This window comes from Streptomyces sp. R-07, from assembly GCF_049913175.1.
Taxonomy (GTDB): Bacteria; Actinomycetota; Actinomycetes; order Streptomycetales; family Streptomycetaceae; genus Streptomyces.
Genome location: NZ_CP183978.1, coordinates 3,094,010 through 3,115,760 on the forward strand (window position 1 = coordinate 3,094,010; position 21,751 = coordinate 3,115,760).

General features: G+C 70.9%; 16 protein-coding genes and 1 tRNA gene. 8 read left to right on the forward strand and 9 right to left on the reverse strand.

Annotated elements, in window-relative coordinates:
• Positions 1–3 precede the first annotated feature (3 nt).
• The 3 genes from ACN9M0_RS13915 to ACN9M0_RS13925 form a co-directional block, all read right to left on the reverse strand.
• Positions 4–4,020 carry a hypothetical protein gene (locus tag ACN9M0_RS13915; protein WP_366037856.1) on the reverse strand — a complete coding sequence of 1,339 codons (4,017 nt, stop codon included), beginning with the start codon at positions 4,018–4,020 and terminating at the stop codon, positions 4–6.
• A gap of 167 nt (positions 4,021–4,187) precedes the next feature.
• A complete protein-coding gene (locus tag ACN9M0_RS13920; protein WP_366037857.1) occupies positions 4,188–4,721 on the reverse strand; it encodes an AMIN-like domain-containing (lipo)protein in 534 nt (177 codons plus the stop codon).
• A gap of 415 nt (positions 4,722–5,136) precedes the next feature.
• Complete coding sequence (locus ACN9M0_RS13925) at positions 5,137–6,525, reverse strand: cystathionine beta-synthase (protein WP_366037858.1); 1,389 nt, start codon at positions 6,523–6,525, stop codon at positions 5,137–5,139.
• Between the two features lie 104 nt (positions 6,526–6,629).
• Between ACN9M0_RS13925 and ACN9M0_RS13930 the strand changes: the two genes are divergently transcribed.
• The 3 genes from ACN9M0_RS13930 to ACN9M0_RS13940 all read left to right on the forward strand — a co-directional run bounded on the left by ACN9M0_RS13930 (position 6,630) and on the right by ACN9M0_RS13940 (position 10,646).
• Positions 6,630–7,634: an SGNH/GDSL hydrolase family protein gene (locus ACN9M0_RS13930; RefSeq protein ID WP_366037859.1), complete on the forward strand. Its 1,005-nt coding sequence runs from the start codon at positions 6,630–6,632 to the stop codon at positions 7,632–7,634.
• A 512-nt stretch (positions 7,635–8,146) separates the two neighbouring features.
• Positions 8,147–9,367 carry an acetyl-CoA C-acetyltransferase gene (locus tag ACN9M0_RS13935; protein WP_366037860.1) on the forward strand — a complete coding sequence of 407 codons (1,221 nt, stop codon included), beginning with the start codon at positions 8,147–8,149 and terminating at the stop codon, positions 9,365–9,367.
• A 454-nt stretch (positions 9,368–9,821) separates the two neighbouring features.
• Positions 9,822–10,646 carry a hypothetical protein gene (locus ACN9M0_RS13940; protein WP_426403669.1) on the forward strand — a complete coding sequence of 275 codons (825 nt, stop codon included), beginning with the start codon at positions 9,822–9,824 and terminating at the stop codon, positions 10,644–10,646.
• A gap of 84 nt (positions 10,647–10,730) precedes the next feature.
• Here ACN9M0_RS13940 and ACN9M0_RS13945 read toward each other — a convergent pair whose 3' ends face one another.
• Entirely contained in the window at positions 10,731–11,060 is a 330-nt protein-coding gene (locus ACN9M0_RS13945; RefSeq protein ID WP_366037862.1) for a hypothetical protein, read from the reverse strand.
• 112 nt (positions 11,061–11,172) lie between these two features.
• Between ACN9M0_RS13945 and ACN9M0_RS13950 the strand changes: the two genes are divergently transcribed.
• Positions 11,173–11,403, forward strand: a complete 231-nt coding sequence (locus ACN9M0_RS13950; protein ID WP_366037863.1) for a DUF4287 domain-containing protein — start codon at positions 11,173–11,175, stop codon at positions 11,401–11,403.
• A gap of 28 nt (positions 11,404–11,431) precedes the next feature.
• On the opposite strand, the gene ACN9M0_RS13955 is transcribed toward ACN9M0_RS13950, so the two are convergent.
• Positions 11,432–12,304 carry an alpha/beta fold hydrolase gene (locus ACN9M0_RS13955; RefSeq protein ID WP_366037864.1) on the reverse strand — a complete coding sequence of 291 codons (873 nt, stop codon included), beginning with the start codon at positions 12,302–12,304 and terminating at the stop codon, positions 11,432–11,434.
• A 101-nt stretch (positions 12,305–12,405) separates the two neighbouring features.
• Between ACN9M0_RS13955 and ACN9M0_RS13960 the strand changes: the two genes are divergently transcribed.
• Complete coding sequence (locus ACN9M0_RS13960) at positions 12,406–12,960, forward strand: TetR/AcrR family transcriptional regulator (RefSeq protein ID WP_426403670.1); 555 nt, start codon at positions 12,406–12,408, stop codon at positions 12,958–12,960.
• A gap of 64 nt (positions 12,961–13,024) precedes the next feature.
• Here ACN9M0_RS13960 and ACN9M0_RS13965 read toward each other — a convergent pair whose 3' ends face one another.
• Positions 13,025–13,909, reverse strand: coding sequence for a Bax inhibitor-1/YccA family protein (locus tag ACN9M0_RS13965; RefSeq protein ID WP_366037866.1), 885 nt, complete (start codon positions 13,907–13,909; stop codon positions 13,025–13,027).
• Between the two features lie 184 nt (positions 13,910–14,093).
• Between ACN9M0_RS13965 and ACN9M0_RS13970 the strand changes: the two genes are divergently transcribed.
• Complete coding sequence (locus ACN9M0_RS13970) at positions 14,094–14,711, forward strand: hypothetical protein (RefSeq protein WP_426403671.1); 618 nt, start codon at positions 14,094–14,096, stop codon at positions 14,709–14,711.
• A gap of 18 nt (positions 14,712–14,729) precedes the next feature.
• Here the strand turns inward: ACN9M0_RS13970 and ACN9M0_RS13975 are convergent.
• A tRNA-Leu gene (locus tag ACN9M0_RS13975) sits at positions 14,730–14,814 on the reverse strand.
• A 390-nt stretch (positions 14,815–15,204) separates the two neighbouring features.
• On the opposite strand from ACN9M0_RS13975, the gene ACN9M0_RS13980 reads away from it, so the two are divergent.
• Both ACN9M0_RS13980 and ACN9M0_RS13985 read left to right on the forward strand, forming a co-directional pair.
• Positions 15,205–15,975, forward strand: a complete 771-nt coding sequence (locus ACN9M0_RS13980) for an ABC transporter ATP-binding protein (protein ID WP_366037868.1) — start codon at positions 15,205–15,207, stop codon at positions 15,973–15,975.
• 53 nt (positions 15,976–16,028) lie between these two features.
• Positions 16,029–18,560 (forward strand): ABC transporter permease, encoded by a 2,532-nt coding sequence (locus ACN9M0_RS13985; protein WP_399698759.1) that lies wholly within the window; start codon positions 16,029–16,031, stop codon positions 18,558–18,560.
• Between the two features lie 63 nt (positions 18,561–18,623).
• Here ACN9M0_RS13985 and ACN9M0_RS13990 read toward each other — a convergent pair whose 3' ends face one another.
• Complete coding sequence (locus ACN9M0_RS13990) at positions 18,624–19,922, reverse strand: cyclopropane-fatty-acyl-phospholipid synthase family protein (protein ID WP_366037870.1); 1,299 nt, start codon at positions 19,920–19,922, stop codon at positions 18,624–18,626.
• A 182-nt stretch (positions 19,923–20,104) separates the two neighbouring features.
• Complete coding sequence (locus tag ACN9M0_RS13995; RefSeq protein ID WP_366037871.1) at positions 20,105–21,484, reverse strand: NAD(P)/FAD-dependent oxidoreductase; 1,380 nt, start codon at positions 21,482–21,484, stop codon at positions 20,105–20,107.
• Positions 21,485–21,751: the final 267 nt, after the last annotated feature.

A 21,751-nucleotide genomic window follows, 5' to 3' on the forward strand; every position in this document is an offset into this window, starting at 1 on the left:
ACGTCACTTGGGGAGGTTGTCCAGTGCCCGGCGGAAGGCCGCGGAGTAGGCGGAGGTGCCGGTGGTGTTCGGATGGTAGCTCTCGCGGCTGACGCACCAGGTGCCGCCGAGCGTGCACTCGAAGTCACCGGGCCCCTTCCCCGCCGTCACGATCTTGTTGATGCCCTCGGGGTCGTCGCACGCCCGCCTGCCCGCGAAGTCCCCGTCCGGGGACTCGAAGAAGACCGGCAGGCCCTCCGCCTTGAGCTTGTCGACGACGGCCCGCTGCTTGCCCTCCATGTAGACGGCGTTGTCGTTGATGCGGATCATTCCGGCGCCGCCGACGCCGCTCACGCAGGTGAGCGAGTTCTCGTTGAAGATCTGCGGGTAGCCGAGCAGGACGATCTTCGCGTGGTCCGCCTCGGTGTGGATCTTCCGCAGCAGGTCCTCGACTCCGGCCATGGCGTCGTCGATGTCCTTGTGCACGTCCTCCTCGGCCGGGCAGCCGAGCGTGGCGCAGGCCTGCATGACCTGCGGGAATCCGGCGTCGTTGCCGCCGACGGTGAGGGACACCAGGTCGGTGTCACTGCTGAGGACGCCGGAGTCGATCTGGAACCGCTCGTGGAAGTTTCCGTCGCTGCCCCAGACCTCGTTCCCGTTGCCGTCGACGGCGTGGCCCGTCTCCATCTGCCAGGAGCGCGCGCCGGAGCAGGAGACGTTCTGGAACTCCAGCTCGGAGGACCAGTTGTCGGCGAGCGTCCCGGTGGACGCCGACCGGCCCGGCAGGGTGGTCTTGCGGAACCAGGAGTTGGCGCTGCGGCGGCAGGCGTTCCAGCGCGAGGCGACGGTCACGTCGTTGTCGGACTCCCTGGCGTACGAGCCCGCGCCCTCGCCGGAGGAGTACGAGTCGCCCATCTGCACGACCTGCTGGGGCTTGCCCGGCAGCGGCTGGAAGGCGACGGCGTCGAAGGCGACGTCGTCGTCCCCGGTGCCGTCCTCGGTCTCCGTGGTGAGCTGGACGCGCGGCACGCCGCTCATCTGGAACGACCCGAGGGACATCCAGCCGTTGGTCCCGCGCTTCTGGTTGACGTACCGGTGGCGGTTGAAGTAACCGCCGCCGGTGTCGATGTCGTACTTGGCCTGCTGGGTGTGGGCCCCGTGGTCGGGTATGTGGACCAGGACGCGCATCCAGTCGGTGCGGGCCTGGTTCAGCGTCCAGGTGCCGGTGAAGTTGAGGCGGTCGCCCTTCGCGGTGATGTCCCGGGTGTGGCCGAAGTAGAAGTGGCCGCCGAAGCCGGCGCCGAGCTGGTGCATGTCGATCTTGCCGGGGTAGACCGTCGCGGCGGTGCCGTCGTGGGCGATGCCGGACTCACCGGTGAAGTTCGCGCTGAAGCTGCCGGAGTTGGACCAGTCGCTGTTCGCGCAGCCCGGCCGCACCGACGGGGTGCCTCCGGGGAGGTCGTCGACGATCAGCGCGCCGGCGGGCAGGCCGGTGCGGGTGCAGTTCGGCGGGTAGGCGGTGCCGTCGGCCTGCTCGGCGTCGTAGTCCGGCGAGGTGAAGCGGAAGAGCTCGTTGCCGCAGGAGTAGGAGCAGTCGGTCTTCCACTGCACGGAGAGGTGGAACCAGCAGTGGAAGTCGTCCCGGGTGCAGGGACCGGCTCCGGGCTCGTTCTTCGCGCCGTCGGAGATCTTCGAGGGCTCGCACCAGTTGTAGACGCCGCAGAAGAGGTCCTCCGGCGGCTTCACGCGCGCGCGGTTGTACTTCGCGGAGCCCGCCACGGTGGCGTCCTCGGTGGTGCCGTTCCACCAGGCGGCGCGGAACGCGGCGACCAGGACGCCCGGGGATTCCAGGAACGACGGCGGGTGGGCGGCGAAGCCGAGCACCTTCTCGGGGTACGGCCAGTACTGCGGGCGCGCGGCGGCGGAGGCGTCCTCGTTGCCGAGGCGGTCCTCCATGAACGGCAGGCGTCCGGCGTCCCACTCGGGGTTGGCGGGGTTGTTGGCCCAGCCCACGCCCCAGGCGTCGTTGCCGTTGACGTTCTCGTAGAAGCCGGAGTTGTACGCCCACAGGGCGAAGAACCAGTTCTCCAGCTTGGCCGGGTTGCCGTCGTGGACGGCGAGTCCGGCGCGCCTGGTCTGGTTCCACTTCTCGACGAGGATGCCGATGCCGGCGGCGACGTTGGCCGCGTAGTCGAGGGCGACGGCGCGCTGCTGCTGGTACTCCCAGGCGGTGCCGCCCTTGTCGTGCTCACGGCCGGCGAGCCGCATGTGGTCGGTGACCTGGGTGATGCCGTAACCGCAGTCGGCCTTGGACCAGTTGACGTCCCAGTCGTTGGCGGAGTTGCCGTCGTAGTAGTCGACGCCGTAGTAGTTCCCGATCAGCGGGCTGCCGGTGACACCGGGGACCGCGGAGCGGGAGGCCTGCCACATGTTCGACTCCTGGGCGGTGATGCCGAGGAGGACCTGCGCGGGGACACGGCCGCCGCCTTCGAGGACCGGGTTCGGGAAGAGGGTCTGCGGCGAGTACGCCGGCATCCCGAGGTTCTTCCAGTTCGCCGGGCGCGAGGCGCCGATGTTCAGCTTGCCGGTGATGGCCTTGTCGACGGCCCACTCGACCTGGCGCGGCTTGGGCTGCATGGCCTGGTTGCGGGGGTCGTTGCGGGGCACGGAGCAGGTGCGCTCCGACTCGACGATCTCGTCGGAGGAGCCGGCCGTGTCGGCGGCGGCCGTCGCGGTGAGGGGGCGCATGCCGGCGGTCTGGGTGGTCGGACCGCCCGCGTCGGCGTCGGTGCTGCCGCTCCTGGCGGTGCCGAGCAGCGGCGAAGGCGTCCGGGAGGTCTCCCACTTCGGGGAGGTGGTCTCCATCGGGATGACGGTGAAGCCGACGCTCTTGCCGGTGTCGCGCAGGGTGGTGTCGATCTTCACCGGCCGGGCGTCGGTGGCCTTGTCCCGCTGGAGGTACTTCGGGGAGCCGATGCCGTCCGCCCAGACGGTGTGCTGGACGATCGCGGTGCCCTTGGTGGAGAGCGTGGCGTCCTTGTGGACCCCGGACAGCCGCGTGACCGACTTCGGCAGGACGGCGCCGGTCTCGGGGGTGACGTCGCCGGTCAGGTAGACCTGTCCGCCGACCCGGGTGACGCCGGCGTTCGCGAGGGGCCCGTGGCCGAGCTGGGAGACCTTCTTGCCGGTCCAGCGGCGGACGAGCGCGGTCTCCTTCTCCTGGAGGCTGTCGCGCTGGACGCGCTCCAGGAAGACGTAGCCGCCGTCGTCGTCCTTGCTGATGCGGTACGGCACGGAGCCGGTCGTCGCGAGCTTCTTCCTGGCGCCCTTGCCGTCGATCTCGACGAGGGTGCGCCCGGAGGCGGCGGCGATCTTCCCGCCGTCGACGGGCACCGAGGAGGTGATCTGGCCGTCGACGACGACGGGCTCGCTCACCGTGCCGGTGGCGGTGTTCACGCGGAAGAGACGGGTCTGCTTCTGGTCCTCGCCCGGGGACTGGGTCAGGACCGCTTCCTCGCCGGTGCCGCAGCCGGGGTTGTAGTACGACAGCGAGGCGTTGACCTTCAGCTTGGTGACGGCGCCGCTGGTGAGGTCCACGACGGCGGTGAAGCCGCCGCGGGCCATCAGGCGGGGGTCGTTGGTGAAGGTGCGGGGTGCGTAGACGACGACGGCGCGCTTGCCGGAGCCGGTGACGCAGGCGTTGCCGATCCACTGGTCGACGTCGAAGCCGGGTTCGGCCAGGGACGCGAGCGTCTTCCAGGCGTAGCCGCTCTGTTCGGTCGCGGTCAGCAGGTGGAAGCCCTGGGCGTCGCCGGTGGTGGTCCAGGCGACGTCCGCGGACTTCTCCCAGTCCTTGCCGAGGACTTCGGCCCGGTCGGCGGCCGGGACGCGGTCCTCGGCCGGGGTGGTGGCGGAGGTGACGGGCGCCGGCGGGGCGGCGGGCCCGGGCTGTGCCCATGCCGAGGTCTGGGTCAGTCCCGCGAGCAGAGCACCGGCAGCCACCGCTGCCAGGGGTGCCCGCGTCGTGCGGAGGAATCTCAACTGCGCTCCTTAGAGGCTCGTACGGCGCGGAGGACGACCCCCGGAACGGTGGCCGTGCGTCCGCGCCACGCGAGATCATGATCATGACAGCGGTGGCCGTCAAGAGCGCCGGACGGAGTCGGGACGTCCCGGGGTCCCGACCCGTGGGACGTCCCGGAACGCGCTGGTCAGTGGTTGATGTCGACCACGATGCGGTTGGGCGACGTGAGCTTGAAGATCTTGTACGAGGAGTGGTCGCCGAGCGCGAGACCGAGCGGGAAGTCCCGGTTCTCGGGGTCGTTGGTCCCGTAGAGACCCTGGCCCTTCAGGCTCGGGAAGCCGTACGTCTCCCAGCGCGGGCTCGTGTAGACCGAGGTGCTGGTGTTCCAGTCGAAGGTGCCCGCCGAGGCGACCTGGATCCGCAGGTAGGTCTTGCCCGTGATCGGGATGATCTGCGGCTCCGGGTCGGCGCAGCAGGTCAGCGGCTCGGTCGACTCGGTCGCCGTCCACGTGGGGATCGTGCCCTCGCCGAGGTCGATGACGATCCGGTCGAAGTCGGGGTGGGTCGCGGCGCGCACGCCGAGCACGCAGATCCCGTGGCAGTCCGGTGCCACGGAGGCGCCGGTGGCGGCTGCCTGCGCCTGGGGCGCGGCCACGCCCAGCGCGGCCAGCGCGAAGGCGGCGACGGTTCCACCGAGTCGGACGGTGCCCTTTGCACGCATGACGATGCCTTTCCGCGAAACGGAGTTGATCTTCAGGAGCGTTGCGACAGTAGTGCCCGCCCGGCTCGTTGACCAGAGCATGATCACGCCCGCACGCGATCGGGCCCCCCGCGTGAGCGAGGGGCCCGATCGGTCGTGCGAAGAGGTGGACGCGGGGACCGCCGCACCCCCGTCACCGGGGGGCGGGACGACGGCGGTCCCCGCGAGGGACACGGGCCCGGGTCAGGGCCGGCCTCCGCGTCCGCGGCGTCTGTCGGAGGCCCGGGAGCCGCTCCGGAAGTCCGTGACGCCGACAACCACCAATGTGCCGGACGCGTGTTAAGCACGTGCTGCGGGTACGTGTCGCCCTCGTACCGGTTGCACGAACTGCCTTCGTGCTACTTCGTGCCGCCGTAGGCCAGGAAGGCCGGCGGTGCTACTTCGTACCGCCGTTGGCCAGGAAGGCCAGCAGGTCCTGACGGCTCACCACACCGGTCGGCTTGCCCTCGACGAGCACGATCGCCGCGTCGGCGGCGTCACCGAGGACGGACATCAGGTCGGCGACCGGCTCACCGGAGCCGACCTGCGGCAGCGGCGCGCTCATGTGCCGCTCCAGCGGGTCCTCCAGGGAGGCGCGCTGGGTGAACAGGGCGTCGAGCAGCTCGCGCTCGACGACCGAGCCGACGACCTCGGCGGCCATGACGTCGGGGTGGCCGGCGCCGGGCTTCACGATGGGCATCTGGGAGACGCCGTACTCGCGCAGCACCTCGATGGCCTGGCCGACGGTCTCGTCCGGGTGCATGTGGACGAGCGAGGGCATGACGCCCTCCTTGTGGCGCAGGACGTCCGCGACGGTGGCGGTGGAGGTGTCCTCCAGGAAACCGTGCCCGGCCATCCACTCGTCACTGAAGATCTTCGACATGTAGCCGCGGCCCGAGTCCGGCAGCAGCACGACGACGACGTCGTCGGGGCCGAGCTCCTTGGCGACCTCCAGGGCCGCGACGACGGCCATGCCGCAGGAACCGCCGACGAGGAGGCCCTCCTCCTTGGCGAGGCGGCGGGTCATCTGGAAGGAGTCCTTGTCGGACACGGCGACGATCCGGTCCGTGACGTTCCGGTCGTACGCGGTGGGCCAGAAGTCCTCGCCCACGCCCTCGACCAGGTACGGCCGGCCGGAACCGCCCGAGTAGACCGAGCCCTCGGGGTCGGCGCCGATGACCTTGACGGCCCCGCCGCTGACCTCCTTGAGGTAGTTGCCGGTGCCGGAGATGGTGCCGCCGGTGCCGACGCCCGCCACGAAGTGGGTGATCTTCCCGTCCGTCTGCTCCCACAGCTCGGGACCGGTGGTCTCGTAGTGCGAACGCGGGTTGTTCGGGTTCGAGTACTGGTCGGGCTTCCAGGCACCCGGCGTCTCACGGACGAGCCGGTCCGAGACGTTGTAGTACGAGTCGGGGTGCTCGGGGTCGACGGCCGTGGGGCAGACCACGACCTCCGCGCCGTAGGCCCGCAGCACGTTGATCTTGTCGAGCGACACCTTGTCCGGGCAGACGAAGATGCACTTGTAGCCCTTCGTCTGCGCCACGATCGCCAGGCCGACGCCGGTGTTGCCGGACGTGGGCTCGACGATGGTGCCGCCGGGCTTGAGCTCACCGCTCTGCTCCGCCGCCTCGATCATGCGCAGGGCGATCCGGTCCTTGACCGAGCCTCCGGGGTTGAAGTACTCGACCTTGGCCAGAACGGTCGCCTGAATGCCCGCTGTCACATTGTTGAGCTTCACCAGCGGGGTGTTGCCGACGAGGCTGATCATCGAGTCGTGGAATTGCACCGTAATCTCCGGGGTCTCCGTAATGGTGTGGCCAGCGTATGCGTAGTCGGAGCGGGTTACGGGGCAGTTAGACCCTGAACGGCTTGAAGGAGGTGACGGCCCCCATGTCGAGGGCGAGGGTGGCGCGGCGGATCGCCGCGGGTGCGGCGTACGGCGGCGGGAGCATCGGACTGATCGGCGTGGCGGCGGTGGGTGTCCTCCTGGCCGAGGCACAGCTCGCGAAGCGCACGGTCTACGGAGCGCCCGCACCGCTGCCGCCGGTGGCGGACGGCCTCTACGGCCGGGCGTTCGGCACGGAGGACCCGCTGCGGCTGGCCCTTCTGGGTGATTCCACGGCGGCGGGCCAGGGGGTCCGCCGCACGGGTCAGACACCGGGCGCGCTGCTCGCCTCCGGGCTCGCGGCTGTGGCGGAGCGGCCGGTGGTGCTGCGGAACGTGGCGCTCTCGGGGGCGCGCTCGGACGACCTGGAGCGCCAGGTCTCGCTGCTGCTCGCCCAGCCGCTCGGGCCGCCGGACGTGTGCGTGATCATGATCGGCGCGAACGACGTCACGCACCGCCTGTCACCGACCGAATCGGTACGGCTGCTCGCCTCGGCCGTACGGCGGCTGCGGACCGCGGGCGCGGAGGTGGTGGTCGGGACCTGCCCGGATCTCGGCACGATCGAGCCGGTCTACCAGCCGCTGCGCTGGCTGGCGCGGCGGGCCTCACGGCAGCTGGCGGCCGCGCAGACGATCGTCGTGGTGGAACAGGGCGCCCGGACGGTGTCGCTCGGCGACCTCCTCGGGCCCGAGTTCGCGGCGAACCCGCGCGAGATGTTCGGCGTGGACAACTTCCACCCCTCGGCGGAGGGGTACGCGACGGCGGCGATGGCGGTCCTGCCGACCCTCTGCGCGGCGCTCGGCGTCTGGCCGGAAACGGACGGCCTGGAGCCGGCCCGGCACGAGAACGTGCTGCCGGTGGCGAAGGCGGCGGCGGAGGCGGTGAGGGAGGCGGGCACGGAGGTCACGGGCGTCCGCGCGCCCTGGGCCCTCCTGAAACACCGCCGCCGGCGGCGCCTCCCGACCCCGGACTCCCCGGCCCCCTCCCCGGAGGACGCCCCCCACCCGTAACCACCCCGGCGGGGCGACCCCTCGGTCCGCCGCTGCGACGCCCCGAACGCTGCCCCCCGCACCGCCTGGGCGGCGCCCACACCGTTGGGGCCCCCGCGCCACCGGGGGGGGCGGCACCCTCGACCGTGCTCCCCCGCACCGCCGGCCGGAGCGGGCCCTCGCTCCGGCGGTGCGGCACCCACCGCCCGGCCGTGGCGGCCGCCCCGCCGGGCTGGCGCCCCCGCCGCCCCCGTTGTGGGCAGTTGTTCCGCTGGGGCGATGGGGGTCCCCCTGCTCGAGCGGGACGATTGCCCACACGGGGCCCGGGCTGCGGGCGGGCGCCCGCGCGGGAGGCGCCGGACGCCCGTGCGGTGGCCCGCATCGCAGGGGCGCCGGACACCCCGCCCGGCGCCCGGCGCTGAGCGCTCGCTTAGAAAAGAGGTCCGCGTCACACCGTCCGGGCGGTGACCCGTGCGGTACGTACGGGTAACTTCCCTTTCAGTCCGCCCACTCCGCACCCTCATGGAGCCGTGATGCCCGAAGCCGTGATCGTCTCGACCGCCCGCTCGCCCATCGGCCGGGCCTTCAAGGGCTCCCTGAAGGACCTGCGGCCGGACGACCTCACCGCGACCATCGTCCAGGCCGCCCTGGCCAAGGTGCCCGAGCTGGACCCGCGCGACATCGACGACCTGATGCTCGGCTGCGGCCTCCCCGGCGGCGAGCAGGGCAACAACCTGGGCCGGATCGTCGCCGTGCAGATGGGCATGGACCACCTGCCGGGCTGCACGATCACCCGTTACTGTTCCTCCTCGCTGCAGACCTCCCGCATGGCGCTGCACGCGATCAAGGCGGGCGAGGGCGACGTCTTCATCTCGGCCGGTGTCGAGATGGTGTCCCGCTTCGTGAAGGGCAACTCGGACTCGCTGCCCGACACGCACAACCCGTTCTTCGCCGAGGCCGAGGCCCGCACCGCCGCGGTCGCCGCCTCCGAGGGCTCCACCTGGCACGACCCGCGCGAGGACGGCATCGTCCCGGACGCCTACATCGCGATGGGCCAGACCGCGGAGAACCTGGCCCGCCTCAAGGGCATCAGCCGCCAGGAGATGGACGAGTTCGGCGTACGGTCGCAGAACCTCGCCGAGCAGGCCATCAAGAACGGCTTCTGGGAGCGCGAGATCACCCCGGTGACCCTGCCGGACGGCACGGTCGTCTCGGCGGACGACGGCCCGCGCGCCGGCGTCACCCTGGAGGGCGTGCAGGGCCTCAAGCCGGTCTTCCGCCCCGACGGCCTGGTCACGGCCGCGAACTGCTGCCCGCTGAACGACGGCGCCGCCGCCCTGGTGATCATGTCCGACACCAAGGCCCGCGAGCTCGGCCTGACCCCGCTGGCCCGGATCGTCTCCACCGGCGTCTCCGGCCTCTCCCCCGAGATCATGGGCCTCGGCCCGGTCGAGGCCTCGAAGCAGGCCCTCCAGCGCGCCGGCCTGACGATCGGCGACATCGACCTGGCCGAGATCAACGAGGCCTTCGCCGCCCAGGTGATCCCGTCCTACCAGGACCTGGGCCTGGACCTGGACAAGGTGAACGTCAACGGTGGCGCCATCGCCGTCGGCCACCCCTTCGGCATGACCGGCGCCCGGATCACCGGCACGCTGATCAACAGCCTCCAGTTCCACGACAAGCAGTTCGGCCTGGAGACCATGTGCGTCGGCGGCGGCCAGGGCATGGCCATGGTCATCGAGCGGCTGAGCTGAGCCGTAGCGGAGGGTAGGGGTCGCCTGAGGAACGAAGGCGGCACCTGCCCGCAGCGGTGGCGAAGCTCAGCGCGACCAAGGGAACGAGCGGCTGAGCTGAGCCGTAGCGGAGGGTAGGGGTCGCCTGAGGAACGAAGGCGGCACCTGCCCGCAGCGGTGGCGAAGCTCAGTGCGGCCGAAGAAGCGAGCGCCTCGGCTGACCCGCCCCCGCTCTCCACGCGCCGAGCGCGTCAACCGCTCCGCGTCCCAGCCGTGACCGAATCTCCCCCAGGATGTGACCTACATCCCGGGGGAGTTCGTTTTCCCAGGTCAGAGCGGTTTCGGGACTAAACGCCTGGCAGAAATACCTGTCCAATTCGTGACGTAATGCACTGACAGCGGGCACCACCCCAGGACAAGCTGATGTAGGAAGTCGGGGGATCGACTCGGAATCGGGAGTACGTCAGTGAGCGCCATGTCTCTTGCCCTGCTGCTGACCACGGCCGCTGCCACGGCCGTGGGCGCTGCTGCCCTGCACGCCGTCCACGGTCTCCGCAAGGAGGTCACCGCCCTGCGGGGCGAGCTGGCCGCCGGTCACGGCGTCACGGTCCCGGCGGCCCGGGCCACGCCCGCGGCCGAGATACGGGCCGCGGTCGCCGAGGCGCTGGCCGAGGAGCGCGAGCGCGAGCTCGCGGAGGCGCGCGCCTTCTGGGCCGCGCAGGAGGCCCGTGACGCGGCCGACGCCCCGTCCCTGCTCGGCGGTCTCGGCGGCCCGGTCGACGACGGAACCTTCTTCGTGCCGCGCCAGGCGGACTTCGCGGGTCTCGAGGCGATGGCCCTGGAGGCGATGGAGGCGGAGGCCGCCGCGCTGGACGGCGCCGACGCGCTCGACTCCTTCGAGGAGTACCCCGAGGACTCGGCGGAGCTGGCCGCGGCCCGCCGCCGGCACCCCTCGCACCCGGACTTCGTGCCGGTGCAGACCCCCGTCGTCACCGACCACGAGCGGACGGTGGCCCGCCTGGAGGAGCTCGCGGACACCGGTACCGCGCTCACCGACGTGCGTCCGGGTCCGCTCGGCACGCTCGACGTGTACGTCTTCGCGGACGGCACCACGCTCTGTATGACCCCCGGTCACCGCGAGACCGCGGAGCGCCTCGCCGAGGCCCTGCGCGCGGGCCGGACCCCGGTTCTGCTCGGCGGCTCGGGCGTCTCGGGCGCCTTCGCCCTGACCTTCTCGTACGGCGACACGGACGAGGAGAACGTCTACATCCTCGCCGACCGCGTGATCGCCTCCCTGTAGGGCCCCCAGAGGCCCGTAGAGCTTCTCTAGAGACGCCAGGGCCCCCAGAATCACGCGGAGCCCCTCAAGGCCCCCGGAGCCCCCTCAGAGCCCCGAGCGCTCCGCCGCCTCCCGTACCAGCCTCACGGCCTCGTCCAGCTCCCCCGCGCGGGAGTCGGCCGGGGCCGTTCGCAGGATCTCGGCCAGATCGTTCCCGGCGACGGCGAGCTGGTCGGCCACCGTGAAGAGACCCGCGTCCGGCATGATCCGCGGCTCCCGGTCCGGGTCCTCGGCGCGCTGGGCGCGTACCGCCAACTCCCGGGCGAGGGCCAGCCCTTCGGCCGCCGCGCCGCGCTGGAGGCGGCTGTGCGGGGCGGCCCGCAGCCGGTCGGCGAACCGCTCGACGGCGGCGGTCAGTTCACTCGTATCGTGCACGCCGCGACCCTACGCGCCCTCCCGGGCCCCTTGCCAACGGGCGAACCCTTCGGCACGGTGACGTGAAGGAGTACGAGGAGCAGTTCACGGTACGACGCGTCCGGAGGCGCCGATGTCCCACACATTCTCCGAAGAGACCCACCGCAACATGCTGGCCCGCATCCCGCGCCGCACCGGCCGCGAGATCGCCGAATGGATGCGCACCGTCGAGGAGGGCCCCTCCCTCCTCCGCTTCGAGGAGCGCGTCAGCTGGCTCCGCGGGGCGCACGAGCTGGCGTACGGCCACGCGAAGGCGATCATCCACGAGTACGACCTGCGGCGGGCGGCGCGCAGACTGCTCTGAGCCGCGCGCCGGCCCCGCCCCGGCGGGGTCACTTCACGTGCCGGCCGAGGAAGTCGCGGACGAGTGCGGCGATCTCCTCGCCGTGCGTCTCCAGGGCGAAGTGTCCGGCGTCGAGGAGGTGGATCTCGGCGTCCGGCAGGTCCCGGGCGAAGGCCTCCGCACCGGCCGGCCCGAAGATCTCGTCACCGCGCCCCCAGGCCGCGAGCAGCGGCGGCCGGTGGGTGCGGAAGTACTCCTGGAAGGCCGGGTAGCCGTCCAGGTTGAACTGGTAGTCCCAGAAGAGCTGGAGCTGGATCTCCTTGTTGCCGGGCCGGTCGAGGCCGGCCTGGTCCAGGGTCCAGGTCTCGGGGGAGATCCGGTCGAGCCGGTCGGCGGGCACGCCGTGGGTGTACTGCCAGCGGGTGGCCTCGGCGGTCAGCAGCTCGCGCACCCCGGCCTCGTTCGCCGCCCGGTCCTCGGCGTGCGCGAAGAGCACGTCCCAGAAGGGCGTGAACCCCTCCAGGTAGGCGTTGCCGCTCTGGCTGACGATCGCGGTGACGCGCTCGGGGTGCCGGGAGGCGATCCGCAGGCCGATCGGCGCGCCGTAGTCCTGGAGGTAGAGCGCGAACCGCTCGACGCCCAGGTGGTCGAGGAGCCCGAGGGTGATCTCGGTGAGCTTCTCGAAGCTGTACGGGAAGTCCTCGACGGCCGGTGCGGCGGAGGCTCCGAAGCCGATGTGGTCCGGGGCGATCAGGTGGTACGTGTCGGCGAGGTCGGCGATGAGCCCCCGGTACATGTGCGAGCTGGACGGGAAGCCGTGCAGCAGGACGAGGGTGGGGTTCGCCGGGTCGCCGGCCTCCCGGTAGAAGACGTCGAGCCCGTCGACGGTGACGGTGCGGGCGCGCAGGGCGAAGGCGGACATGAGGGACTCCCCGTTTCGATTCCGATCGAGAGAACGAGCGTTCTCCCGATGACCTGTAGACTAGGAGAACGATGGTTCTCCACGCAAGGGGTGATCGGACGATGGACGCGGAAACCGCCGAGCTGCAGCTGCTCGACACCGCGGAGCGGCTCTTCGACGAGCGGGGGGTGCAGTCCGTCGGCATGGACGCCATCCGCACCGCGTCCGGGGTCTCGCTGAAGCGGCTCTACCAGGTCTTCCCGTCCAAGGACCTCCTGGTCGAGGCCGTCCTGAGGCGCCGCGGCGAGGCCGTCCGGGGCGCCCTCGCCGGCCATGGCGCACGGACCGCGGAGGGCCCGTACGAGCGGGCGCTCGCGGTCTTCGACTGGCTGGCCGGCTGGTTCGCGGAGCCCGGGTTCCGCGGCTGCGCGTTCATCAACACCTTCGGGGAGCTCGGCGGGGTCACCCCCTCGGTCGCCGCGATCGCCCGCGACCACAAGGAGGCCCTGCGGGCGTACTTCGCCGAGCAGACGGACGCCCTCGGCGCCCCGCCCGTCCTCGCCGACCAGCTGGCCCTGCTCGCCAACGGCGCCATGGCCGTCGCGGGCATCACCGGCTCCCCCGAACCGGCCGCGCAGGCGAAGGCGGCGGCGAAGGTCCTGCTGGACGCCGCCTAGGCAAGCGGAAGGGCCCGCCCGGCACGAAGCCGGACGGGCCCTTCCCCCCGAGTCAGGGGGTGCGTCAGTCGTCGCCCTGCAGGATCGACAGGAGGCGCAGCATCTCCAGGTAGATCCACACCAGGGTCATGGTGAGACCGAAGGCGGCCAGCCAGGCCTCCTCGCGCGGCGCGCCGTAGGTCACGCCGTCCTCGACCTGCTTGAAGTCGAGGGCGAGGAAGCAGGCACCGAGGATGATGCCGACGACGCCGAAGAGGATGCCGAGACCACCGCTGCGGAAGCCGAGGCCGTCACCGCCGCCGAAGACGGCGAACAGCATGTTGACCGCCATGAGGAGCACGAAGCCCATCGCGGCGGCGATCACGAAGCCGTAGAAGCGGCGGGTGACGCGGATCCAGCCCATCTTGTAGGCGATGAGCACGCCGGCGAAGACCGCCATCGTGCCCAGGACCGCCTGGATGACCACGCCGTCGGCGATGTACGTCGAGACGGCGGCGGAGATCACGCCGAGGAAGACGCCCTCGAAGGCGGCGTACCCCAGGATCAGCGCGGGCGACGGCTTGCGCTTGAAGGACTGCACGAGCGACAGGACCATGGCGACCAGGCCGGCGCCGATGGCGATGCCGTAGGACTTGCCCAGGTTCGCCGGGTCGACCGGCAGCAGCAGCCAGGACAGGACGGCGGTGACCACGACCGTGCCGAGCGTCATGGCCGTACGGCTCACGACGTCGTCGATCGTCATCACGTTGCCGCGGGCCTGCTGCGGGGCACCGAGCTGGACGTCCTGCGGGGCGTACGGGTTGGTCGCGTACGGGTTCGCCGCGCCCTGGGCGTACGGGTTGGTTCCGACGGCGGGGCCCCCGGCCTGCGGCTGCTGCGCGTTGAAGCCCGCGTAGCCGGCGTCGCGGCTGAACCCCCGTCGCGAGAAGACCGGGTTGCTGCTCCTCATCTCACTCCTCCATGGCAAGACCGCACGGCGCGGTCTTGCGTCAAGAGTAATGGGTAGGCAAAAGAAACTCCCTAGTGCTCGGGGAGGATCTTTTCCCGTAAGTTTTCGATCTTCGTCGACGCGGGCCCCCCTCGCCCGGCCAGGCTCCTCCCGTACGGAACCACCCCCTCCACGGGAGATCCCCATGACTGCCGAACCGCACGAGATCTGGACCCTGCGCCACGCGACCGCGTGGGTCTTCACCGCGAACGGGAACCTCACCAGGCCCGTGATCCTGGTCGGCGACGCCGGCACCGAGCTCGCCGACCTCGCCGCGCGCGCGGACCACGGCTCGTACTCGCTCCGCTCGGAACTGGCGGCGCGCGGCCACGACCTGATCCTGCTCGGGCTGCCCGACGACGGGTCCATGACCGGGGACGGCGGGACCGTCCAGAACACCGTCACGCGCGCCATCGCGGAGTGCGCGGGCGACGCCCCGCTGGCCGTCGGCGGCACCGGGCAGGGCGCCCTCGCCGCCCGCTACGCCCTCGCGGGCATGGAGTACCAGCGGATCGACCACCGGACGGGCGTCTTCTTCTCCCACGACGGCGCCGCGCCGGAACTGGAGGACGAGGCCGAGCTGAGCCGGATGGGAGAGCGTCCCCGGATCCCCCGCTTCCTGCGTCTCGTGGACGAGGGCAAGGGCGACGGCCTGGACGAGGAGGCCGCGGACGACACGATCACCGGCGGAACGGCCGCCTCCGGCGGCCCGCTGCTCTCCGAGGAGTACGACTCCTGGCTGCTCGACCGCCTGCCGTCGTAGCGCAACCGTGCGAAACCGTGGTGCCCGGAACCGGACTCGAACCGGTACGGCCCGAAGGCCAGCGAGGTTTAAGCTCGCCGTGTCTGCATTCCACCATCCGGGCGTCGCCGCGAAGCTCCGCGTTGGCACATGAGCCTATCGGGGCCCCTTCCCCCGATCAGCGGAACGTCGGCCCGATGTTGTCTTATTTTATTGACGTCTGAGGGTGCGTCAGTGCAGGTGGGGGCCCTTTCGCCAAACTGTGACGGGGGTCGCAGGCGCAAAGCCGCACCCCCCGGAATGACGAAAAGTCGTCGCAGGTCTGTCACCTCCGCCGGACCCTCCGCGCGGGGGTGCCTCTCAGGGGTGCCGTCATACCTCAGGAGGACGATCCCGGCCCCCGGTCAGACTCGAGACTGCCCTCGGAACGGGCATGTGGACGGACGACCGGGGCCACAACGCTCGACACGATGGAGGGGTTCCCGAAACAACCCCGCAGTGACAGGAGTCCTCCGTGACCACCACCCCCACCGTGTCCCGCGCCACCGCGGTGGCCGCCCGCGCCACGGATCTCTCGAAGGTCTACGGGCAGGGCGAGACCCAGGTGGTCGCGCTCGACCATGTCACCGTCGACTTCCGGCAGGGCGAGTTCACCGCGATCATGGGCCCCTCCGGCTCCGGCAAGTCGACGCTCATGCACTGCGTCGCCGGCCTCGACTCCTTCTCCTCCGGCTCGGTCCGGATCGGCGAGACGGAGCTCTCCACCCTGAAGGACAAGCAGCTCACCCAGCTCCGCCGGGACAAGATCGGCTTCATCTTCCAGGCCTTCAACCTGCTGCCGACGCTGACGGCCCTGGAGAACATCACGCTGCCGATGGACATCGCGGGCCGCAAGGCCGACAAGCAGTGGGTCCAGCAGGTCATCGACATGCTCGGCCTGTCCGCCCGCCTCAGCCACCGCCCGTCCGAGCTCTCCGGCGGCCAGCAGCAGCGCGTGGCCGTGGCCCGCGCCCTCGCCTCCCGCCCCGAGATCATCTTCGGCGACGAGCCCACCGGAAACCTGGACTCCCGCTCGGGCGCCGAGGTCCTCGGCTTCCTGCGCAACTCGGTGCGGGAACTGGGCCAGACCGTCGTCATGGTCACCCACGACGCGACGGCCGCCTCCTACGCGGATCGCGTGATCTTCCTCGCGGACGGCCGGATCGTCGACGAGATGCTGCGCCCGACGGCGGACGGCGTCCTCGACCGCATGAAGGCCTTCGACGCCAAGGGCCGTACGAGCTGACGCGGACCCGAGCCGCCCCCGCCCGCAGCCTCCTCGAACTCCAGGACCCACCCATGTTCCGTACCGCCCTGCGCAACGTCCTCGCGCACAAGGCGAGACTGCTGATGACCGTCCTCGCCGTGATGCTCGGCGTGGCCTTCGTCTCCGGCACCCTCGTCTTCACCGACACCCTGTCCCAGGCCTTCCGCAACCAGTCGGCCAAGAGCTTCGACGACGTCGACGTCGCCGTCCAGATGTACCCGAACCCCGAGGAGGCCCGGAAGACCCCCGGCCTCTCCCAGCAGGTCGTCGACAAGGTCGCGAAGCTCGACGGGGTCGCCTCCGTCTCCCCGCGCGTCGACGGCTTCGCCGGTGTGCCCGACCGGAACGGCAAACTGATCGGCGCCGGCTGGGCCAACAAGGGCGCCAACTTCGCCCCCGGCAAGGACGGCAAGGACCGCGCGTACACCTTCACCACGGGTGCCGGGCCGGTCCAGGACACGCAGATCGCGCTCGACAAGGACACCGCAGACAAGGGCGGATACAAGGTCGGCGACACCGTCCGCGTCGCCACCAACGGCCCGGTGAAGGAGTACGAGCTCGCCGGTGTCTTCACCACCGAGGACGGCGCCGTCAACGCCGGCGGCAGCCTCGTCCTGTTCGATTCACCCGTCGCTCAGAAGCTCTACCTCAAGCCCGGGTACTTCCAGAGCCTGACCGTCACCGCCGCGCCCGGCGCCGACACCGGCAAGCTCCTCGACGACGTCCTGACGGTCGTCCCGAAGGCGGCCACCGCACAGACCGGCACGGCCCTCGCCGACCAGCAGGCCAAGGACATCGAGTCCGGCATGGGCGCGCTCAACCAGGTGCTCCTGGGCTTCGCGGGCATCGCGCTCTTCGTCGGGATCTTCCTGATCTCCAACACCTTCACCATGCTGGTCGCCCAGCGCACCAAGGAACTGGCCCTGATGCGCGCGGTCGGTGCCTCGCGCAAGCAGATCACCCGCTCCGTCCTCGCCGAGGCCGGTCTCGTCGGTCTGGTCGCCTCCGCCGTCGGCTACGTCCTCGGCATCGGCCTGGCCGTCGGCCTCCGCTCGGCCATGAGCGCCTTCGACCTGAAGGTCCCGGCCGGCGACCTGGTCCTCGAAGCCACCCCGGCCGTCGCCGCCTTCGCCGTCGGTGTCCTGATCACGATGCTCGCCGCCTGGCTGCCCGGCCGCCGCGCCGCGAAGATCCCTCCGGTCGCCGCGATGAGCAGCGTCCACGCCACCCAGAGCACCAAGTCGCTCGTCGTGCGGAACTCCATCGGCGCCGTGCTCACCGCGATCGGTGTCGTGCTGATCGTGCTCGGCGCCGGCACGGGCGGCGACGACGGCCGCATGTACATCGCGGGCGGCGCGTTCCTCACCCTCATCGGCGTCATCGTGCTGATCCCGATGCTGTCCCGGCCCGTGATCGCCCTGCTCCGCCCCGTTCTCGTGGGCGTCTACGGGGTCTCCGGCAAGCTCGCCGGCCTCAACGCGGAACGCAACCCACGCCGCACCGGCGCCACCGCCTCCGCGCTCGCCATCGGCCTGACCCTCGTCACCGGTCTCTCGGTGATCGGCGCCACGGTCGGCTCGGCCATCGACAAGGCGACGACCGACCAGATCAAGGCCGACTACATGGTCACCATGGCCAGCGGCAACGGTCTGAGCCAGGAGGCACTGACCGCTCTGGAGAAGGCTCCCGGCGTCTCCGCCGTCTCCCCGCAGCAGGCGGGCGCCTTCGACCTGAAGGGCTCGTTCGCCTCGGTCTCGGGTGTCACCCCCGGCGCCGTCGAGAAGGTCCTCAAGCTGGAGGTCGTGAACGGCTCGCTGTCCTCCCTCGGCGGGAACACGATCGCCGTCGACGACGAGGTCGCCGCCAAGCGCGGCCTGAAGGTCGGCGACACCGTCCCGGTCGAGTTCCTGGACAGGCAGAAGGGGAAGCTGACGGTCGGCGCGGTCTACGAGGCCAACGAGTTCGTCTCGCCGGTCCTGGCGGACACCGAGCTGGTCACCGCGCACGAGGAGCAGGCGGAGATCCGTCAGATCTTCGTCTCGACGGACGGCGGCGCGAGCGCGGCCCACCAGCAGGCCCTGTCGAAGGCCATGGGTGACAACCCGGCGATCCAGGTCATGGACCACAAGGAGATCCGTGACGCCTTCGGCGGCCCGATCAACATGCTCCTGAACATCGTCTACGGCCTGCTCGGCATGGCCCTGATCATCGCCGTCCTCGGTGTCGTCAACACCCTCGCGATGTCCGTCTTCGAGCGCCAGCAGGAGATCGGCATGCTGCGGGCGATCGGTCTCGACCGGCGCCGCGTGAAGCGGATGGTCCGTCTGGAGGCCGTGGTCATCGCGGTGTTCGGCGCGGTCGTCGGCATCGGCCTCGGCTCGTTCCTCGGCTGGGCGCTCGGCGAGACCTTCAAGAACAGCCTGCCGGGCTACGCCCTGGTCCTGCCCTGGGACCGGATCGGCCTCTTCCTGGTCCTGGCGGCCCTGGTCGGCGTCCTCGCCTCCCTGTGGCCGGCCCGGAGCGCGGCGAAGCTGAACATGCTCTCCGCGATCAAGGCCGAGTAGCACCCGTACGAAGCCGAAGGGCCGGTCTCCCCACCAGGGGGACCGGCCCTTCGCGCGCGTGCGTCAGATCTTCTCGTTCCACACGCGCGGTCGCAGCGCCGTCCCGCTCGCACCCGACACCGGGGTCTTCACGGCGAGGAACTGGTTCACGCCGATCCGGTTGCGCTCGAAGGAGACCGCCGAGGCCGCCATGTAGAGCCGCCAGATCCGGGCCCGCCCGGGCGAGGTGAGCCGGACCGCCCGGTCCCAGTCCGCCTCCAGGTTGGCCACCCAGCGGCGCAGCGTGAGCGCGTAGTGCTCGCGGATCGCCTCCACGTCCCGGACCTCGAATCCCGCGTCCTCCAGGGTCGTCAGGGTGCGGCCCATCGGGGCGAGTTCGCCGTCGGGGAAGACGTACGCGTCGATGAAGGCGTCGACCTCGTAGGCCTCCTCGTCGGGCTCGGGGCGCCGGGAGATCTGGTGGTTCAGGAGCCGCCCGCCGGGCTTGAGGAGGCCGTACAGGGTGTCGGCGTACTCCCGGTACTTCACGGCACCCACGTGCTCGGCCATGCCGATCGAGGAGATCGCGTCGTACGGGCCGTCGGGGACGTCCCGGTAGTCCTGGACCCGGATCTCGATCAGGTCGGTGAGGCCCTCGTCGGCGATCCGCTTGCGGGCGAAGGCGGCCTGTTCGCGGGAGAGGGTGACGCCGACGACCCGGGCGCCGTACTCGCGGGCCGCGTGGATGGCCATGGAGCCCCAGCCGCAGCCCACGTCGAGGAGCCGGTCGCCCTCCTTGAGGTTCAGCTTGCGGGCGATGAGGTCCAGCTTGTCGCGCTGGGCCTCCTCCAGGGTCCCGTCCTCCGTCCAGTACGCGCAGGAGTAGACCATCGAGGGGCCGAGGACCAGCTCGTAGAAGTCGTTGCCGACGTCGTAGTGGTGGCTGATCGCCTGCTTGTCGCGGCGCTTGCTGTGCCGGCTGCCGCTGCGGCCGCGCATCTCCTCGGCCGGGGGCCGCGGCGGCGGCAGCGGCCCGGCGAGCCGCAGCAGGGCGCGGGCGGCGGCGCGGAGCTTGGGATCGCGTGCGGATTCGAGCAGGCTCCTGGTCTCCTCGCCGCGCTCCCACAGGAGGCCGGAGAGGCTGTCCAGGAGCGCGTAGAGGTCGCCCTCGACGTCGATCTCACCGGCCACCCAGGCGCGGGTCAGGCCCAGTTCGCCGGGCTTCCAGATCATCCTCCGCAGGGCCCGGCGGTCGCGGACGATCAGGACGGGGCCGCCGGGGGGCCCGGCCTCGCTGCCGTCCCAGGCTCGCAGGCGAACCGGGAGCGGTCCTCCGAGGAGTTCCTCGGCGAGGGTCGTCAGCCGCGACGCGGCGTCGGCCATGGTGCACACCTCCGTGATCTTCGTGCCCCAGAAATGTTCGTCACCAAGGGAACACCGTCAGTAGGCGTTTGCAGTCCCGGCGCAGCGCAACGAGTCGGCAAAACACGCGAAGGGCCGTCCGCACCACGGATGGCGGACGGCCCTTTTACGGCCTTGCGTGTACTACGGGGTGTACTACGGGGTCAGGAGGCCTTGGCCTTCTCCTGCGCCGGGGCGGCCGGCGCCGGGGCGGGCTTGGCGGCCTCGTAGAACTCCTCGCGCGGCGTCTCCATGGCGCCGAGGGAGACGACCTCGCGCTTGAGGAACATCGCGAGGGTCCAGTCGGCGAAGACGCGGATCTTGCGGTTCCACGTCGGCATCGCCATGCCGTGGTAGCCGCGGTGCATGTACCAGGCGAGACGGCCCTTGAGCTTGATCTTCACCTTGCCCATGACGATCATCGCGACGCCCTTGTGCAGACCGAGTCCGGCCACCGCGCCCTTGTTGGCGTGGCTGTACTCCTTCTGCGGGAAGCCGCGCATGCCGGCCACCACGTTGTCGCCGAGGACCTTGGCCTGGCGCAGGGCGTGCTGGGCGTTCGGCGGGCACCAGGCGTTCGGGTTGCCCGCCTTGCGGCCGACCATGTCCGGGACCTGGGCGTTGTCGCCCGCGGCCCAGGCGTAGTCGAGGCCGTTGATCTGGAGCTTCTCGTTGCAGTCCACGTGGCCGCGGGGGCCGAGCGGCAGACCGAAGCGGGAGAGCGCCGGGTTGGGCTTCACGCCGGCGGTCCACACGATCGTGTTGGAGTCGACCTCGAGGCCGTTCTTCAGCACGACGTGGCCGTCGACGCAGGAGTCCATCGAGGTCTCGAGGTAGATCTCGATACCGCGGCCCTCGAGGTGCTCCTTGCCGTACTGGCCGAGCTTCGGGCCCACCTCGGGGAGGATCTTGTCGGCCGCGTCGACCAGGACGAAGCGCATGTCCTCGCGCGACACGTTCTGGTAGTACTTCGCGGCGTCGCGGGCCAGGTCCTCGACCTCGCCGATGGTCTCCGCGCCGGCGAAGCCGCCGCCCACGAAGACGAAGGTCAGCGCCTTGCGGCGGACCTCCTCGTCGGTGGTCGAGTCGGCCTTGTCGAGCTGCTCGAGGACGTGGTTGCGCAGGCCGATGGCCTCCTCGATGCCCTTCATGCCGATGCCCTGCTCGGCGAGGCCGGGGATCGGGAAGGTGCGGGAGACCGCGCCCATGGCGATGACCAGGTAGTCGAACGGCAGCTCGTACGCCTCGCCGACGAGCGGCGCGATCGTGGCGACCTTGCGGTCCTGGTCGATGGTGGTGACCCGGCCGGTGAGCACCTCCGCTCCGCGCACGACGCGTCGCAGCGGGACGACGACGTGGCGCGGCGAGATGCTGCCGGCGGCGGCTTCGGGGAGGAAGGGCTGGTAGGTCATGTACGACCGCGGGTCGACGACCGTGACGGTCGCCTCCGCGTAGCGCATCTTCTTGAGGATGCGCCGAGCTGCGTACAGGCCTACGTACCCGCCGCCTACTACGAGGATCCTGGGACGCTCCGTGGTGCTCATGGGATCGAGTATCCACCCCTCCTGAGGGGGGTGCTCGTGCGCCCCTTCACAAGGTCTCTGGACACCTCTGCTACACTCCGCCGCCCACGTGATCCACGTCATGGTGCTGCAAAGGAACCGGGGTGCACTGGCGAACGTTGTTCACCCCTCGTGAACTGGCCTGGAGAGCCCTTGTTAACGCTGAACCAGAGCCCTGGTTCACACGATGGAAACAACGAGCGAATCGGCCTCCGCACCTGCGAAAGGACCCCGAGACACCCCTCGGAG